The organism is Dactylosporangium sp. NPDC000521, from assembly GCF_042898305.1.
Taxonomy (GTDB): domain Bacteria; phylum Actinomycetota; class Actinomycetes; order Mycobacteriales; family Micromonosporaceae; genus Dactylosporangium.
The window spans coordinates 741,502-758,775 of sequence record NZ_JBIAYW010000003.1 but is presented as its reverse complement, the minus strand read 5'-3'; the positions used below and the strand labels follow the sequence as shown (position 1 = coordinate 758,775).

The window sequence follows — 17,274 nt, the reverse complement described above, 5'->3', positions numbered from 1 at the left end:
CGGCCGGTGTCGCCGTCAACCGCCGCCCTGTCCGCCACCTGGGCCGTAGCTGATCCGGTTGAAGACTTTGACGGTCGCCACCGCGAGGGGGCAGATCGCGGTCGGCGCGGGGCCCGGCTCGCCCTCCCCCGACGGCTGCGGCGCCGGCTCCTGCGACGCGGGCTGGCTGGCCGGTGCCTTCGACGTCGGCTTGCCCGACGGCGACGGGTTCACCTGCGACGGGTTCACCGTCGGGCGGGCGCCCTTCACCTCGCAGACGGCCGCGCGGACCCACAGGTCGAGGACGTACTCGTCGCGCTGCCAGCACGTCTCGATCCCGTCGACGCCTTCGGCCTGGCAGTCCGGGATGTCCCACTCGACCCAGCCGGCGTCCTTGAGCTTGCCGACGAACGCCCGGTTGGTCTCCTCCGGGCCGCGCGCCGACTCCCAGGTCCGCTGCCGGGACCGGCACTCCCGGATGCACCAGCGGCTGCCGAGCGCCCCGTCGGTCGGGTTGCGGGCCGCCCACTCCGGCAGGTTGAGGTTGTCGAGCTCCACGAACACCGGGTCCCTGGTGAACTCCCGGATCACGAAGAACGCCGCCGGCGCGCTCACCACCGCGAGCACCACGAAGATGATCGTCGCGAGGCGCAGCTGCCGCACCCGCTTGGCCTGCGCGAGCTGCAGCAGCCCGAACGGCGCGATCTGCGTCGTGGACTCCCAGTCGAACGCTCCCGGTGTGGTGGCGATGCCGCGGTACGTGGTCGCGGGGTTGGGGTCGAACCGCGCCAGGTCCACGAACGGCTTCGGCGGCGCCTCCCCCGGCTGCCGGGGCACGCCGTACGGCGACGGCCGCCCGCCGGGTGCGCCCTGCGGCCCGCGCTGCTGCGGACCGCCGGGGTGCGCCCGTCCCTGCGCGCCGCCCGGCCCGCCCTGAGGGCCGTGCTGGTTGCCGGCCGTGGTGCCCGTCGAGGGTCCGCCGCGCCCGTACGACTCGCCGCCGCCCTGGGCGCGGCCGTGCGGATCGCCGTGGGGGCCGCCACCGGCCCGCGGGCCGCTCTGGCCGCGAGCGCCGAACGCTGCGGGCTCCTGCGGTCCCGCGCCCGGTCCGTTCGGGCCGGCGTGCTGCGGTCCGGTGTGTTGCGAACCGGTCCGCTCCGGTCCAGGTTGCTGCGCGCCGGCGCCTCTGGAGCCGGCGGAGCCGGTGACGCGGCGGCCCTGGGCCGCCGCGGGACCGGCCTCGGCGCCGAACCGGCCGACCGGCTCGGCGCCGCCGCGACGCTGTGCCGGTGACGCGGCCGCCTCGAACGCCCGGCGGCTACCGCTGGACTCCAGGTCGGGTTCGTCACGGCGCTGGGCCGGTGGGACGGGGCCGGTGGCCGCCTCGAACGCCCGACGGCCGCCGCTGGACTCCAGGTCCGGTTCGCCACGCCGCTGGGCCGGTGGGACGGGGCCGGTGGCCGCCTCGAACGCCCGACGGCCGCCGCTGGACTCCAGGTCCGGTTCGCCACGGCGCTGAGCGGGTGGGGTGGCCTCGAACGACCGGCGGCCACCACTGGACTCCAGGTCCGGTTCGCCACGGCGCTGGGCCGGTGGTGGCGCCGCCTCGAACGACCGGCGGCCACCACTGGACTCCAGGTCGGGTTCGCCACGGCGTTGGGCCGGTGGGACGGGGCCGGTGGCCGCCTCGAACGCCCGACGGCCGCCGCTGCTCTCCAGGTCGGGTTCGCCCCGGCGGGGTTCTGGCACGGCCCGCCGCCCGCGCGACGGCGACTCCTCGTCGGCGCGGCGGTCGTCGGCGGCCCGGTGCCCGCCCGGCACCGCCGGGCGAGCGGGGGCGTCCCATGCGGAGGGCACGCTGCCGCGGCCGGTCGCCGGCCCAGCCTCGGGCACGGGCGTGCGGCCCGTGGCGGGCGGGGGCTCGGGGACTGATATGCGGCCCGTGACCGGCCCCGGAACGGCGGTGCGACCAGTGACCGGCCCCGGAACGGCGGTGCGACCGGTGGCCTGCCCCGGGACGGTGGTACGGCCGGTGGCCGGTGGTGCCTCGGGAACGCCGGGCCTGCCGGTGACGGGTCCGGGCACGGAGGTACGGCCGGTGGCCGGCGGGGCCTCGGGAACGCCGGGCCTGCCGGTGACGGGTCCGGGCACGGAGGTGCGACCGGTCGCGGACGCACGACCGGCGGCGGGCGGTGGGCCTGCCGGCGGAGTGGCTGCCGGTGGAGTGGCTGCCGCACCCGGCACGGATCCGGTCGCCGGCTCGCGGCGCACGACCGGGTCGGCCTGGGCCTGCCAAGGGCCGGCCTCGGCGGCGGCGCGGCGACCCGCCGGCTGGGACGGGTCAGGCACGGCCCGGCGGCCGATCGGCTGGGACGGTTCGGGCGCGGTCCGGCGGCCGGACTGGGAGGTCTCGGGCTGCCACGCGGCCGGCGGCTCAGGAACGGCACGACGACCCGCCGCAGGCACACCACCCGACGCCGACTCACGCTCAGCCTCACCACGACCAGCAACCCGCCGACCAGACTGAGACGCCTCCGGCTGCCACGCGGCCGGCGGCTCAGGAACGGCACGACGACCCGCCGCAGGCACACCACCCGACGGCGACTCACGCTCGACCTCACCGCGGCCGGCGGCGCGGCCCACCTGCCACGCGGCCGGCGGCTCGGGGACGGCGCGGCGGCCCGCCGCCGGTACACCACCCGACGGCGACTCACGCTCGACCTCACCGCGGCCGGCGGCGCGGCGGCCCTGGGCGGGGATGCCGCCGGACGGGGACTCGCGGGGGGCCGGCCAGGTCTGGGTGGGCTCGGCGCGGCGGGGGGCGGGCTGGTCCAGCACGTCGTGACCGCCGTCGCGAGGCGCGGCGGGGGGCTGCTGCAGGACGTCCTCGTCGCCCCGGGCGCTGCGGAGTTCGGCGAGCCAGCCGAGGTCCTCGTCGCTCGGGCCTTCTTCGGCCTTGCCGCGGCCGCGCCGCTTCTTGGCCTCATCTCGACCCGATGTCACCGGTGCCGCTCCTCCACCATGCTGGTCGCGCCGTCGGTTGTGGGTTCTGCTGCCGACACTGCGGTCCCCCGCACGATACGCCGCAGCTTCGGCAATCGTTCCGCCACAGCGCGCTCTGCGCCATGGCCCGTAGGGCGGTAGTACTCCCGGTCGTCGAGCCCTTCCGGGGCGTACCGTTGCTGCACAACGCCTCGGGAGTCGTCGTGAGGGTATTTGTACCCTTTGCCGTGGCCGAGCTTGGATGCACCGCTGTAATGCGAATCGCGTAAATGCGCGGGAACTGCACCGCCGTGCCCGGCGCGGACGTCGGACATGGCGGCGCCGATCGCGACCACGACCGCGTTGGACTTCGGGGCGACCGCCAGGTGGATCACCGCCTGCGCCAGGACGATCTGCGCCTCGGGCAGGCCGACGAACTGCACGGCGTGCGCGGCGGCGGTCGCGGTCTGCAGGGCGGTCGGGTCGGCCATGCCGACGTCCTCGCTGGCGTGCACGATCAGGCGCCGGGCGATGTACCGGGCGTCCTCCCCCGCCTCCAGCATCCTCGCGAGGTAGTGCAGGGCCGCGTCGACGTCGGAGCCGCGGATGCTCTTGATGAACGCGCTCACCACGTCGTAGTGCTCGTCGCCGTCCCGGTCGTACCGCAGCGCCGCCACGTCGATGGCCTGCTCGGCGGTGGCCAGGTCGATGGCCTCGGCGCCCTGTGCCGTCGTCGCGGCCGCGGCCGCCTCGAGGGCGGTGAGGGCCTTCCGCACGTCGCCGCCCGCGAGTCGTACGAGATGCGCCTCCGCGTCGGGAGCGAGCGTCACCTTGCCGTCGAGCCCCCGCGGGTCGGTCACGGCACGGCGCAGCAGCTCGCGCACGTCGTCGTCGGTCAGGGGGTGCAGCTTCAGCGGCACGCAGCGCGACATCAGCGGCGTGATGACGGAGAAGAACGGGTTCTCGGTGGTGGCGGCGAGCAGCGTGACGGTGCGGTCCTCGACGGCCGCGAGGAGCGAGTCCTGCTGCGTCTTGCTGAAGCGGTGCACCTCGTCGATGAAGAGCACGGTCGGCGGCCCGCCCCGGCGCCGCTCGCGGCGTGCGACATCGATGACCGACCGCACGTCCTTGACGCCCGCGTTGAGCGCGGACAACGCCACGAACTTGCGGTCGCCGGCCCTGGCGACCAGGTGCGCGACCGTGGTCTTGCCGCAGCCGGGCGGCCCGAACAGGATCACCGACATCGGCGCGTCGCCGGTGACGAGCTGCCGCAGCGGCGCGCCCGGCGCGAGCAGGTGCTGCTGCCCGACGAGCTCGTCGAGGGTCCGCGGACGCATCCGCACGGCGAGGGGCGCGTCGGCGGCGACGTCGTCGAACCCGCCGGGGGGCGCGGGGTCGCCGCCGCCCGGTGGTTGCATCTCGAACAAGCCGTCCACGGCCCCAGACCCTACAGCTTCCAGCTCCCCGACCCTTGCGGGCCGCGGTTTTGTGGGGGACCGCGCCTCCCCACACCCCACATGCGAACGCTCCGCGTCCGCACTCAAACGTTGTGTGCGCCGCGAAAGACCTTGGTCAGACAGTCCGTGGAGTGAGACCGAGCAGCTTCCGCGCCGCCGAGGAGTCCAGCACGACTCTGCCCGGACGGGTCATTCCGCTCGCCGCGAGCGTCGCCGCCGGCACCTTCGCAGGGTCCACGCCGTGCCGCTGCGCGACCCGGACGCCGAGGTCGTGCCGGGACAACGCCTCCGGACCGGCGACGTTGAGCACGCCGGCGTGGTCGGTCGCGGCGAGCGCCACCAGGGCCGCGGCCAGGTCGTCGACGGCGATCGGGCAGCGGATCTCGTCGGTGAACAGCGCGCCGGTCGCGGCCCCGGTCGCCAGGTCCAGGCAGTTCTGCTCGTGCCGGGACAGCTTCCCGCGGCCGCCGGAGACGATCAGCGACGTGCGGACGATCGCCGCGCCCGGGTCGACGGCGGCGACGGCCTCCTCGGCGGCGGCCTTCGCGGCGCCGTAGTCGAAGACGGGCGACGGCGCGTCGGCCTCCGTGTACGCCGCGTCGCGCCCCGCGAACACCGCGTCCGAGGAGACGTGCACCAGCCGGGCGCCGATCGAGCGGGCGGCGACCGCGACGTTGGCGGCGCCCGCCGAGACGACCGGCCAGAGGTCGTCGGCCGAGCCGCCCTTGTTGCCGAGGACGGTGGCGGTGTGGATGACCGTCGCTGGTCGTACCACAGCGAACAACGCCGACAGGGCGCCGAGGTCCCTGATGTCGATCCGCGGCGCGGGGATGGCCCCGGCCAGGGCGGCGACGGCGCCTCCGAGATACCCGGAGGCGCCGGTCACGAGCACCGTCAAGCCTTGACCTCGGTCTTCGTCTCCGACTTCGCCTCGGTGGCCCCGGCCGCCTTGGGCTTGGCGTCCACGCCGGCCTCGGCGCGCTGCTGCGCGGTGATCGGGGTCGGCGCGCCGGTCAGCGGGTCGAAGCCGCCGCCGGTCTTCGGGAACGCGATCACCTCACGGATCGAGTCGGCGCCGGACAGCAGCATGCAGATGCGGTCCCAGCCGAAGGCGATGCCGGCATGCGGCGGCGGGCCGTACTTGAACGCCTCGAGCAGGAAGCCGAACTTGTCCGCGGCGTCCTCGGCGGTGATGCCCAGGATGTCGAAGACCCGGCGCTGCACGTCACCGCGGTGGATACGGACCGATCCGCCGCCGATCTCGTTGCCGTTGCAGACGATGTCGTACGCGTAGGCGAGGGCCTCGCCCGGCGACTCCTCGAAGCGGTCGATCCACTCGCGGTTGGGCGAGGTGAACGGGTGGTGCACGGCCGTCCAGCCCTTCGCGCCGCCGCCGGTGCCGCCGGCCTCGGGGTCGGTCGGCTCGAACATGGGCGCGTCGACGACCCAGCAGAACGACCACGCGGACTCGTCGACGAGCTTCGCCCGCTTCGCGATCTCGATGCGGGCCGCGCCGAGCAGCTCCTGCGCCTCGCGCCGCTCGGCGGAGGCGGCGAAGAACACCGCGTCGCCGGGCTTGGCGCCGACGGCGTCGGCGAGGCCGGCCAGGTGCTCCGCGGACAGGTTCTTCGCGACGGGGCCCTTCGGCTCGCCGGTCTCGGCGTCGAGGACGACGTAGGCGAGGCCGCGGGCGCCGCGCGCCTTCGCCCAGTCCTGCCAGCCGTCGAGCTCCTTGCGGGTCTGCGCGGCGCCGCCGGGCATGACGACCGCGCCGACGTAGCCGCCGCCGTCGATGGCGCCGGCGAACACGCGGAACTCGGTGCCGCGCAGGTAGTCCGTCAGCTCGGTCAGCTCGACGGAGTAGCGCAGGTCGGGCTTGTCGGAGCCGTACCGCGCGAGGGCGTCGTGCCAGGTCAGCTTCGGGATCTCGCCGGTGATCTCGTGGTCGGCCAGGTCGGACCACAGCGCCCGGACGATCGCCTCGCCGAGCTCGATGATGTCGTCCTGGGTCACGAACGACATCTCGATGTCCAGCTGGGTGAACTCCGGCTGCCGGTCGGCGCGGAAGCCCTCGTCGCGGTAGCAGCGGGCGATCTGGTAGTACCGCTCCAGGCCGCCGACCATGAGCAGCTGCTTGAACAGCTGCGGCGACTGGGGCAGCGCATACCAGGTGCCGGGCTGCAGGCGGACCGGGACCAGGAAGTCGCGGGCGCCCTCGGGCGTGGAGCGGGTCAGCGTCGGCGTCTCGACCTCGACGAAGTCCCGGTCGGCGAGCAGGTTGCGGGCGATCTGGTTGGCGCGCGAGCGCAGCTTCATCGCCTTGTGCGGGCCGGAGCGGCGCAGGTCGAGGTAGCGGTACCGGTAGCGCACGTCGTCGCTGGCGGCGTCGCCGTCGTCGACGGGCAGCGGCAGCGGCGCGGCCTCCGACAGCACCTCGAGGGCCGTCGCGACGACCTCGACGTCGCCCGTGGGCAGGTCGGGGTTCTCGTTGCCGGCGGGCCGGGCGCGCACCTCGCCGGTGACGAGCACGCAGTACTCGTTGCGCAGCGCGTGCGCGACCTCCATGTCCTCGCGGAACACGACCTGCACGACGCCGGAGGCGTCCCGGAGATCCACGAAGATCACGCCGCCGTGGTCGCGCCGGCGGGCCACCCAGCCGGCGAGCGTCACGGTCGTGCCGGCGTCGCCGGCCCGCAGGGCGCCGGACTGATGGGATCGGATCACGGGATGTCTCTCTCCTTCGCGCATGGGCAGGTGGTAGTCATTCTGTCACCGCAGCGTCGGTGCGATGTCCGCGGCCGGGGGTGCCCACCCCTCGGCGTCGACCTGTTCGCCGCTGCGGATGTCCTTCACCTGGTCGTCGTTGTCGCCGTTGGCGGGGAACCAGACGAACGGGATGCCGCGCCGCTCGGCGTAGCGGATCTGTTTGCCGAGCTTCGCCGGTGCCGGCGCGACCTCCGTCGCGATGCCGCGGGACCGCAGCGAGGCGGCGATGCGGTTGCTCACCGCCCGCTCCTCCTCGCTCCACAGCGCGACGAGGACGGCGGTCGGCACGGGCCGCGTGACGCCGAGCGCGTCGGCCTTGAACAGCAGGCCGAGCAGGCGCGAGACGCCGATGGAGATGCCGACGCCGGGGAAGACGTCCCGGCCGGCGCTGGCGAGGTTGTCGTACCGGCCGCCGGAGCAGATCGAGCCGAACTGCTCGAACCCGGCGAGCTCGGTCTCGTACACGGTGCCGGTGTAGTAGTCGAGGCCGCGGGCGATCTTCAAAGTCGCCTCGACCAGGCCGGGGCTGTGCTCGCGGGCGGTCTCCACGACCGCGGCGAGCTCGGCGATGCCCTCGTCCAGCAGCGGGTGCTCGACGCCGAGCTTGCGGACCTCGTCGGCGAAGGACGCGTCCTGGGCGGTGATCCCGGCGAGCGCGAGGCACGCGTCGGCACGCGTCTCATCGTACTTTTCGGTTATTTCCGCTTTTACCGCGTTTGGACCGACTTTGTCCAATTTGTCGACTATTCTGAGAATTTCTTCCGGGTCGTCGATGTCGAGGCCCCGGTAGAACCCCTCACACAGCTTGCGGTTGTTGACCATGATCTTGACTGGCGGAATCGGCAGCGACCGCAGTGCGTCGCCGATGACCAGCGGGATCTCGGCCTCGTAGTGGGAGGGCAGGGTGTCACGGTCGACGATGTCGATGTCCGCCTGCAGGAACTCGCGATAGCGGCCCGCCGCCGGCCGCTCCCCCCGCCACACCTTCTGGATCTGGTACCGGCGGAACGGGAACTGCAGCTTTCCGGCATTCTCAAGAACGAACCGCGCGAACGGGACGGTCAGGTCGAAGTGCAGCCCGAGGCTCTGCTCGTCCTCGCCCTCCGCCGCTTGCAGCCGGCGCAGCGTGTAGATCTCCTTGGAGGTCTCCCCCTTGCGCAGCAGCTGGTCGAGGGGCTCGACGGCGCGCGTCTCCAGGGGCGAGAAGCCGTACAGCTCGAACGTGCGCCGCAGCCGGTCGAGGACCTGCTGCTCGACGAGGCGCTGCTCGGGGAGCCACTCCGGAAAACCGGACAGCGGCGTGGGACGGGTCATCTGTCTCTACCAGCCTCGGTTGGGGTTCTGTGTCGTCGCTTCGCGGAGGTACGGGTTGCCCTTGCGCTCCCGGCCGATCGTGGTGCCGGGCCCGTGCCCGGGCAGGACCACGAGATCGTCGGGGAGCGTGAGCACCTTGTCGCGCAGGCTCGCCATCATCTGCGTCATGCTGCCGCCGGGCAGGTCGGTGCGGCCGATCGAGCCCTTGAACAGCACGTCGCCGGTGAAGACCTCCTCGGCGCTGCGGAACATCACCGACCCGCGCGTGTGGCCCGGCGCGTGGTCGACGATCAGCTCCAGCCCGGCTATCTTGAGGACCAGACCGTCCTCCAGGGGTGCCACGTCCTCAGGCTCGGTCCAGGTCAGCCGGCCGCCGAACAGCGCCGTCAGGTCGGTGCTGAGCCCCTTCGTCGGGTCGGCGAGCATCTCGCCGTCGTCCGGGTGGATGTAGGCCGTGATCCCGCGTGCGCCGCAGACCGGCGTGACGGAGAACGTGTGGTCCAGGTGGCCGTGGGTCAGCAGGACCGCGGCGGGCTGCAGCCGGTGCTCGGCGAGCACGGCGTCCAGCCGGTCGACCACCCCGATCCCGGGGTCGATGACCACGCACTGCTCACCGGGCGCCGGGGCGACCACGTAGCAGTTGGTCCCGAACGCTTCGGCGGGAAAGCCTGCGACGAGCACGGCGCTCCTCCCTGTCGATTTCCGCGCGACGACCCCTCAGACCCTATCCGGAGGTCAGGCACAGCGAACCGTGACCGGGCGGCGACCACCATTCCGGTTTCTACCCGTACACTCTGGCGGGCGTGTGACGTGGGACCCAAACGTATTTTCCTGGAGGGGAGCACAGGTGGCTTCCAGTAAGAGCCGGCAACGCGCCTTGGCGCGGGCGAAGACCGAGCGGCAGATCGCCCGTCGGGCGGCAGCGGCGCGGCGTCGTCGGCAATGGCAGGCCGGCATCGGCGGGGCTGTGGCACTTACCCTGCTGGTCCTGGCCGTGATCTGGAAGACCGGCGGCTTCGACCCCGAACCGATCCGCGCTTCCGAGTGCGCCTGGACCCCGATCGACGCCGGCAACGGCGTGACCGACGTGGGCAAGCCGCGGACCAACGACATCGTCAAGAACGGCGTCAAGACGATGACGATCGCGCTCGGCCAGGGCAACGTGACCGCCAAGCTCGATCCGAGCAAGGCGCCCTGCACCGTGGAGAGTTTCACGTACCTCGCGGGCAAGAAGTTCTTCGACAACACCACCTGCCACCGGATGCTCAACGACTCGCTGCTGCAGTGCGGCGACCCGTCGGGGACCGGCAGCGGCGGCCCCGCGTACCGCTTCCCGGACGAGAACAACCCGCCGCCGGCCGCCGCGCCGTCTGCTTCCGCGGACCCGTCGGCTCCCGCGGACACCAACGTCCTGTACCCGGCCGGCACGGTCGCCATGGCCAACTCGGGCGTCGACACCAACGGCAGCCAGTTCTTCCTGGTGTTCAAGGACATCAAGCTGCCGCCGAACTACACCGTCTTCGGCACGATCGTCGGCGGCATGGACGTCCTCACCCAGATCGGCACCGGCGGCTCCGAGCCGGCGAACGACGGCAAGCCGAAGACCGAGGCCAAGATCAGCTCGCTGACGATCACCGACGTCGCGCCGCAGGAGGACCCGACGCCCGCCACGTCGGCCCCGGCCTCGACGCCCGCGCCGTCGTCCGCACCCGCTTCGCCGTCGGCCAGCGCTTCCAGCAAGTCGTAACACCACCCCAATCCCTGCTGAGCAAGGAGTACCAACCGTGACCTCCAACCGGGACCGCCAGCGCGCCGCAGCGCGTGCGCGGCTGGAGCGGGAGATGGCCGACCGCGCAGAGCGCTCAGCCAGCCGACGGCGCAGGAACACGACGATCGCCGCAACGGCCGGTGGGTTGGTGGTCCTGCTCGGCGTGGCGTGGCTGGTGATCGTGCTGACCAAGGGCGACGACAAGGCAAGCCCCGAGGCGGCCGCCTCGGGGTCCGCCTCGGCGACCCCGACCAGCTGCACCTGGCTGCCCCTGGTCGACCCGTCGGCGTCGCCCGCGCCTGAGATCCCCAAGGAGGTCAAGGACGTGGGCACGCCGCCCGCGTCCGGCGAGCCGCGCACCGGTTCGCAGACCATGACCATGGACACCAGCGTCGGCACGATCAAGATCAAGGTCGACACCGCCAACGCTCCGTGCGCGGCCGCCAGCTTCACGTACCTGGCCAGCAAGAAGTTCTTCGACGACACCAAGTGCCACCGCCTGGTGACGCAGAGCATCTACGTCCTGCAGTGCGGCGACCCGTCCGGCACCAGCCTCGGCGGCCCGACGTACCGCTACGCCGAGGAGAACCTGCCGACCGGCCGCCGCCCCGCGTACACCGAGGGCATGGTCGCCATCGCGAAGACCCAGAACCCGGCGTCGAGCGGCAGCCAGTTCTTCATCGTCTACAAGGACATCGAGCAGCTCTCCGCCGACTACACGGTGCTGGGCCGCGTCACCGAGGGCCTCGACCTGGTCAAGAAGGTCGCCGAGGCCGGCACCGCACCCGACCCCGCCGCCTCCGGCGACCCCGCCGCAGCCTCCTCCGGCGACGGCGCCCCGAAGACCGAGGTGAAGATCAAGACCCTGACGATGAGCCCGGCTTCCTGACGCTCCTCGTTCCATCTCGCCAACCGGCCGCGGGCTCTTCTGCCCGCGGCCGGTTGCCGTTTCCGCCCCTCCCCCGCGTTGCTGTGCGCGTGCGCCAGGTGCCGTGGTCACCGTTCCGCACCGTGGTCGCGGTGATGTTCCCCCGGCCGCCGTCCTCACATGGTCCAGCGCCGTCGAGGGCGTCATTCGGTGTTTCCACGCCGCCGTTGCTTTCGCAACCAACGCGCAACGCACCCTTGTCTCAGGCACCGTCTCTCGCCTCGCAGTCCCCCACGGAGCGATCGTGGTCGTCGCCTTCGGTGATCGAAGTCGTCCGGTGGTCGTCCGGACGACCAGGGCTGTCCTTCGATCACGGTGGCACGGAGGGCAGGGCGCATCTTCCGCACGAACCTGGGACAGTGCTAGGTGGCGCGGTTGACGTCCGTGTCGCGGGCGCGGTGAGGGTGCCCGGCCGCCGAGCTCGTTCAGCGCCGTCGGGGACGTCGTTCGGTGCTTCCACACCGTCGCTGGCTTTCACAGTCAGTACACATCCTGCTGACCGCCGACGCCCCACCGCCGTTGCCTGCACGACCAACGCAACGCACCCTCGTCGCAGTCCCCCCACGGAGCGACCGTGGTCGTGGCCTTCGGCGATCGAAGTCGTCCGGTGGTCGTCCGGACGACCAGGGCTGTCCTTCGATCACGGTGGCGCGGAGGGCAGGGTGCGTCTTCTGCACGGAGCTGGGACGGTGTCAGTGGCGCGGCCGCCGTCCGTGTCGCGGGCGCGGTGACGGTGCCCGGCCGCCGAGCTCGTTCAGCGCCGTCGAGGGCATCATTCGGCGCCTCCACACCGTCGCTGGTACGTCACAACCAGTACACATCCTGCTGACCGCCGACGCCGCACCGCCGTTGCCTGCACGACCAACGCGACGCACCCTCGTCGCAGTCCCCCACGGAGCGATCGTGGTCGTGGCCTTCGGTGATCGAAGCCATCCAGTGGTCATCCGGGCAGCCAGGGCTGTCCTTCGATCATGGTGGTGCGGAGGTACATCTTCCGCACGGAGCTGGGACGGTGCCAGGTGGCGCGGCGCCGTCCGTGCCGCGGGCGCGGTGAGGGTGCCCGGCCGCCGAGCTCGTTCAGCGCCGTCGGGGGCGTCGTTCGGTGATTCCGCACCGCCGTTTGCCTCTCACGACCAGTGCATCCTGCTGGCCGCCGACGCCCCACCGCCGTTTCCTGCACGACCAACGCGACGCACCCTCGTCGCAGTCCTCCACGGAGCGATCGTGGTCGTCGCCTTCGGTGATCGAAGTCGTCCGGTGGTCGTCCAAGCAGCCGGGGCTGTCCTTCGATCACGGTGGCACGGACGGCAGGATGCGTCTTCCGCACGGAGCGGGGACGGTGTCAGGTGGGCCGTTGCCGTTCGTGCCGTGGGCGCGGTGATGGTGCCCGGCCGCCGGGCTCGTTCAGCGCCGTCGGGGGCGTCGTACGGTGATTCCGCGCCGGCACCAGTGCGAGGGCCTCCAGATGGGCTCGACTGGCCAGCGCTGGTGGCTGTGCGTCTGAGGCAGCACGGAATGGGTTCGCGGGGACGGCGTCGCGCGGCCGGGGGATGGAGCGCTGCCGGTCGGGGTGGCGTGGCCGTGCGTGGCAGGGCAGGCGGGACCCGCGCGGGCGGCGGTGACCGCGCGGGGACGGAGGGTCCGGACGAGCTAGGCGCCCGACGTGACCCGGTAGGCGTCGTAGACACCGTCGATGCGGCGGACGGCGGCCAGCAGGTGGTTGAGGTGCTTCGGGTCGGCCATCTCGAAGCTGAACCTGCTGATCGCCACCCGGTCGCGGGTGGTGGTGACGGTGGCGGAGAGGATGTTGACGCGCTCCTCGGAGAGGACGCGGGTGACGTCGGCGAGGAGCTTGTGGCGGTCCAGGGCCTCGACCTGGATGGCGACCAGGAAGGTGGAGGCGCTGGTCGGCTTCCAGTTGACCTCGAGGACGCGCTCGGGCTGCTCCTTGAGGTCGGCCGCGTTGGCACAGTCGTCGCGGTGGACGCTGACGCCGCCGGAGCGGGTGACGAAGCCGAAGACGGCGTCGCCGGGGACCGGGGTGCAGCAGCGGGCGAGCTTGATCCAGACGTCGTCGACGCCCAGGACCTCGACGCCGGGGTCGGAGGCGGCGGTGCGGGTGCGGGCGGGGCGCGTCGGGGTGGCGGTCTCCGCGATGTCCTCGACGGCGCCCTCCTCGCCACCGTAGCCGGCGACGAGGCGCTGGACGATCGACTGGGCCGAGGCCTGGCCGTCGCCGACGGCGGCGTAGAGGGCGGCGACGTCGGCGAGGTGCAGCTCGCGGGCGATCGTCATCAGCGACTCGGAGGTCAGGAGGCGCTGCAGGGGCAGCCCCTGCTTGCGCATGGCCTTGACGATCGCCTCCTTGCCGGCCTCGATCGCCTCCTCGCGGCGCTCCTTGTTGAAGTACTGCCGGATCTTGGTGCGGGCCCGGGGGCTCTTGACGAAGCCGAGCCAGTCCTGGGTCGGGCCGGCGGTCTCGGACTTCGACGTGAAGATCTCGATGACGTCGCCGTTGGAGAGGGTGCTCTCCAGGGGGACGAGCTTGCCGTTGACCCGGGCGCCGATGCACTTGTGGCCGACCTCGGTGTGCACGGCGTAGGCGAAGTCGACCGGGGTGGAGCCGGTGGTCAGCGCGATCACGTCGCCCTTGGGCGTGAAGACGTAGACCTCCTGGCTGGAGAGGTCGAAGCGCAGCGCGTCGAGGAACTCCGACGGGTCGCTCGCCTCGCGCTGCCAGTCGAGCAGCTGCCGCAGCCACGTCATCTCGTCGATGTGGGCGGGCGGGCCGGCGATCGTCGCGCTCTTGGACTCCTTGTAGCGCCAGTGCGCGGCGATGCCGTACTCGGCGGTGCGGTGCATCGCGTAGCTGCGGATCTGCAGCTCGACCGGCTTGCCGGTGGGGCCGATCACGGTCGTGTGCAGCGACTGGTACATGTTGAACTTCGGCATCGCGATGTAGTCCTTGAACCGGCCCGGGACGGGCTGCCAGTTCGCGTGGATGACACCGAGAGCGGCGTAGCAGTCGCGGACCGTGTCGACGAGGATGCGCACGCCGACGAGGTCGTAGATGTCGCCGAAGTCGCGGCCGCGGACGATCATCTTCTGGTAGACGGAGTAGAGGTGCTTCGGCCGGCCGGTGACCTCGGACTTGATCTTCGCCTGCTTGAGGTCGGCGGCGACCTTCTGCGTGACGGTGCGCAGCAGCGAGTCGCGCTGCGGGGTGTGCTCGGCGATGAGCCGGCTGATCTCGTCGAACCGCTTCGGGAAGAGCGTGCGGAACGCGAGGTCCTCCAGCTCCCACTTGATCGTGTTCATGCCGAGGCGGTGCGCGAGCGGCGCCAGGATCTCGAGGGTCTCCTTGGCCTTCTGCTCCTGCTTCGGCCGGGGCAGGAAGGTCAGGGTCCGCATGTTGTGCAGGCGGTCGGCGAGCTTGATGACGAGCACCCGCGGGTCCTTGGCCATGGCGACGACCATCTTGCGGATCGTCTCGGCCTTGGCCGCGTCGCCGAGCTTGACCTTGTCGAGCTTGGTGACGCCGTCGACGAGCAGCGTGACCTCGCCGCCGAAGTCGTGCTGGATTCGCTCGATCGTGTAGTCGGTGTCCTCGATCGTGTCGTGCAGCAGGGCGGCGACCAGGGTCGTGGTGTCCATGCCCAGGTCGGCGAGGATCGTGGCGACGGCGAGCGGGTGGGTGATGTAGGGGTCGCCGGACTTGCGGTACTGCCCCTTGTGGAAGTGCTCGGCCATGTCATACGCCCGCTGCAGCAGCCGCACGTCGGCCTTCGGGTGGCTGGCCTTGTGCTGGGCGATCAGCGGCTCGAGCACCTCGCTGACCGACGGGCTCTGCCACGGCGCGTTGAAGCGGGCGAGCCGCGCACGGACCCGCCTGCCGGTCGGCGCGGCGCCGACTAGGCCCAGGGCGGCGCCGGTCATCGAGCCCGCCGCCTCGGTCAGGTCCTCGGTGTCCTCGCCCGGCGGATCGTCGGCCACCCGGCGCACCGGCGCACCGGCGGCGAGAGCCGGGGGCGGCGGGCCGGTGTAGCCCGGGTCGGTCGAGCGCCGGTTGTGCACGACGGCGCCGTCAGGGGTCGGGAACTGCAGCACCACACCGCCGGCCTCGGCCGTCTCGGGCTCGGTGCCCTTCGGTGCGTGTTGCTGATCGTCTGGCACGTGGACCGCCTCCGGTGTCGACGCAGCGCCCATCCGCTTGACCGTACCCCCCTTCGGGGATGCGATGTCGCCGGTCACCGGCCACTCCTCATCGCCGTCAACGTATGGACCGCAAGCGTACCCGCCCTCACCGACATTCCCAGGCCAGAAACCGGGTCAGGACACGGTCAGGAGACGGTCAACAGGGCATGAACCGGACGCGGGGCGATCCGGGACCGCCCGTCGAGGAACGCGAGCTCCAGCAGCACGCTGAAGCCGCTGACGGTCCCGCCGGCGCGTTCGACGAGTCCGAGGGTGGCCGCGGCTGTACCGCCGGTCGCCAGGACGTCGTCGACCACCAGGACCCGCTCACCGGCGGTGAAGGCGTCCTCGTGGACCTCGAGGGCCGCCTCGCCGTACTCGAGGGCGTAGCTGGCCGAGACGGTGGCGCGGGGCAGCTTGCCGGCCTTGCGCACGGGGACGACGCCCTTGCCCGTCGCGTACGCGATGGCGGCGGCGATCACGAAGCCCCGCGCCTCGATCCCGGCCACCACGTCGAAGCTGTCCGCGCCGTGCTCGGCGATGATCGCGTCGATGACGGCGCCGAAGGCCGGGCCGTCGGAGAAGAGCGGCATCAGGTCCTTGAACAGGATGCCGGGCTTGGGGAAGTCGGGCACGTCGACGACCTTGCTCGCGACCAGCTCCGAGATCTGCAACTTGGTGTACACCCTTCCGGCAAATGCGGCACGGGCGCCGCTGTGAAGCGACGCCCGTGCCGGTGATCGATCGAGGGTCAGCGACGCCCGGAGGCGCCGGGCCGTCCGCCGGCCCGCGGCCGCCTGGCCTGTGGCCGGCTGCCCGGGCGGGGCGCCGCGCCGGCGAGCTCGGAGCGCTCCCCGGACTTGGTCAGCGGCACGCCGTCGCTGTCGACGACGGGCGCCTGGGCGGCCTGCTTGGCGAGCGCCGCCCGGCGGTTCGCCACGCGGGACTCGTGCGCCTGCAGCCGCGGCTCGCGGGTCTTCAGCTCCGCCAGGACCGGCGTGGCGAAGAAGATCGACGAGTAGACGGCGACGCCCATACCGATGAACAGCACCAGGCCGAGGTCCTTCAGGGTGCCCGCGCCGAGGAGGCCGGCACCGATGAAGAGCAGGCCGCCGACGGGCAGCAGCGCGACCAGACCGGTGTTGATGGAGCGCATCAGCGTCTGGTTCACCGCCAGGTTGGCGGCCTCGCTGTACGTGCTGTTGTTGTTGCCCGTGATGCCACGGGTGTTCTCCTGCACCTTGTCGAACACCACGACGACGTCGTACAGCGCGAAACCGAGAATGGTGAGGAAGCCGATGACCGTCGACGGGGTCACCTCGAAGCCGACGAGCGAGTAGACGCCGCCGGTGAGGACGAGGTCGAGCAGCAGCGAGCCGAGCGCCGCGACGGCCATCCGCCACTCGAAGCGGAAGACCAGGTAGACCGTCACCAGCGCCAGGAAGATCACGAGGCTGACCAGGGCCTTGTCGGTGACCTGGTCGCCCCACGAGGTGCTGACGGCGCTGTCGCTGATCTGCGTCGGGTCGATGTTGAAGTGGTCGGCGACCTTGTCCTTGATCTCGGTCTGCCGGGCCGCGTCGTTGATCAGCTCGGTCTTGATGACGTACTGCGTGTCACCGACCGTCTGGCCCGTCTTGACCTCGACGCCGGCGTCGCCGAACGCCTTCTCGACCTCGTCGAGCGTGCCGACGCTGACCGGGACGTTGTACTGGTTGCCACCCTCGAACTCGATGCCGAGCGTGAAGCCCCGGAAGACCATGCTGCCGATCGCGATCAGCAGGGCGATGCCGGCGACGGTGAACCAGAGGCGCCGGCGACCGACGACGTTGACGTTGGCTTCACCACGGTAGAGCCGGGCTGCGATGCCACCTTTGCCGCTCATC

Annotated in this window: 11 protein-coding genes; 2 read left to right on the top strand and 9 right to left on the bottom strand. The window is 72.1% G+C overall.

The window, feature by feature from the left end:
• Nucleotides 1-15: 15 nt before the first annotated feature.
• The 6 genes from ACFY3L_RS13625 to ACFY3L_RS13600 form a co-directional block, all read right to left on the bottom strand.
• Nucleotides 16-2,982: a hypothetical protein gene (locus ACFY3L_RS13625; RefSeq protein WP_389322413.1), complete on the bottom strand. Its 2,967-nt coding sequence runs from the start codon at nucleotides 2,980-2,982 to the stop codon at nucleotides 16-18.
• Entirely contained in the window at nucleotides 2,979-4,379 is a 1,401-nt protein-coding gene (locus tag ACFY3L_RS13620) for a replication-associated recombination protein A (protein WP_389322641.1), read from the bottom strand. Before ACFY3L_RS13620 ends, ACFY3L_RS13625 begins: the two co-directional genes overlap by 4 nt.
• A gap of 154 nt (nucleotides 4,380-4,533) precedes the next feature.
• Entirely contained in the window at nucleotides 4,534-5,310 is a 777-nt protein-coding gene (locus tag ACFY3L_RS13615; protein ID WP_389322639.1) for a sugar nucleotide-binding protein, read from the bottom strand.
• A 2-nt stretch (nucleotides 5,311-5,312) separates the two neighbouring features.
• The gene (gene aspS, locus ACFY3L_RS13610) at nucleotides 5,313-7,142 is read right to left on the bottom strand and encodes an aspartate--tRNA ligase (RefSeq protein WP_389322411.1); all 1,830 of its coding nucleotides are present in this window, start codon (nucleotides 7,140-7,142) and stop codon (nucleotides 5,313-5,315) included.
• A 45-nt stretch (nucleotides 7,143-7,187) separates the two neighbouring features.
• Nucleotides 7,188-8,498 carry a histidine--tRNA ligase gene (hisS, locus tag ACFY3L_RS13605; protein WP_389322409.1) on the bottom strand — a complete coding sequence of 437 codons (1,311 nt, stop codon included), beginning with the start codon at nucleotides 8,496-8,498 and terminating at the stop codon, nucleotides 7,188-7,190.
• Nucleotides 8,499-8,504: 6 nt separating this feature from the next.
• Nucleotides 8,505-9,179 (bottom strand): MBL fold metallo-hydrolase, encoded by a 675-nt coding sequence (locus ACFY3L_RS13600; protein ID WP_389322407.1) that lies wholly within the window; start codon nucleotides 9,177-9,179, stop codon nucleotides 8,505-8,507.
• A 166-nt stretch (nucleotides 9,180-9,345) separates the two neighbouring features.
• On the opposite strand from ACFY3L_RS13600, the gene ACFY3L_RS13595 reads away from it, so the two are divergent.
• Together ACFY3L_RS13595 and ACFY3L_RS13590 are read left to right on the top strand one after the other, a co-directional pair.
• Nucleotides 9,346-10,245, top strand: a complete 900-nt coding sequence (locus ACFY3L_RS13595; protein WP_389322405.1) for a peptidylprolyl isomerase — start codon at nucleotides 9,346-9,348, stop codon at nucleotides 10,243-10,245.
• A 37-nt stretch (nucleotides 10,246-10,282) separates the two neighbouring features.
• A complete protein-coding gene (locus ACFY3L_RS13590; protein WP_389322403.1) occupies nucleotides 10,283-11,155 on the top strand; it encodes a peptidylprolyl isomerase in 873 nt (290 codons plus the stop codon).
• Nucleotides 11,156-12,844: 1,689 nt separating this feature from the next.
• Here the strand turns inward: ACFY3L_RS13590 and ACFY3L_RS13585 are convergent.
• The 3 genes from ACFY3L_RS13585 to secF form a co-directional block, all read right to left on the bottom strand.
• Nucleotides 12,845-15,400 (bottom strand): RelA/SpoT family protein, encoded by a 2,556-nt coding sequence (locus ACFY3L_RS13585; RefSeq protein ID WP_389322401.1) that lies wholly within the window; start codon nucleotides 15,398-15,400, stop codon nucleotides 12,845-12,847.
• A gap of 134 nt (nucleotides 15,401-15,534) precedes the next feature.
• Nucleotides 15,535-16,074: an adenine phosphoribosyltransferase gene (locus ACFY3L_RS13580; RefSeq protein WP_389322399.1), complete on the bottom strand. Its 540-nt coding sequence runs from the start codon at nucleotides 16,072-16,074 to the stop codon at nucleotides 15,535-15,537.
• 65 nt (nucleotides 16,075-16,139) lie between these two features.
• The gene (gene secF / locus ACFY3L_RS13575) at nucleotides 16,140-17,273 is read right to left on the bottom strand and encodes a protein translocase subunit SecF (RefSeq protein ID WP_389322397.1); all 1,134 of its coding nucleotides are present in this window, start codon (nucleotides 17,271-17,273) and stop codon (nucleotides 16,140-16,142) included.
• Nucleotide 17,274: the final 1 nt, after the last annotated feature.

Excerpts from the sequence above, each read along its gene's own strand:
- ACFY3L_RS13585 (WP_389322401.1), bottom strand. The coding sequence starts at position 15,400 with ATGGGCGCTGCGTCGACACCGGAGGCGGTCCACGTGCCAGACGATCAG.
- secF (WP_389322397.1), bottom strand. The coding sequence starts at position 17,273 with ATGAGCGGCAAAGGTGGCATCGCAGCCCGGCTCTACCGTGGTGAAGCC.
- hisS (WP_389322409.1), bottom strand. The coding sequence starts at position 8,498 with ATGACCCGTCCCACGCCGCTGTCCGGTTTTCCGGAGTGGCTCCCCGAG.
- ACFY3L_RS13620 (WP_389322641.1), bottom strand. The coding sequence starts at position 4,379 with ATGCAACCACCGGGCGGCGGCGACCCCGCGCCCCCCGGCGGGTTCGAC.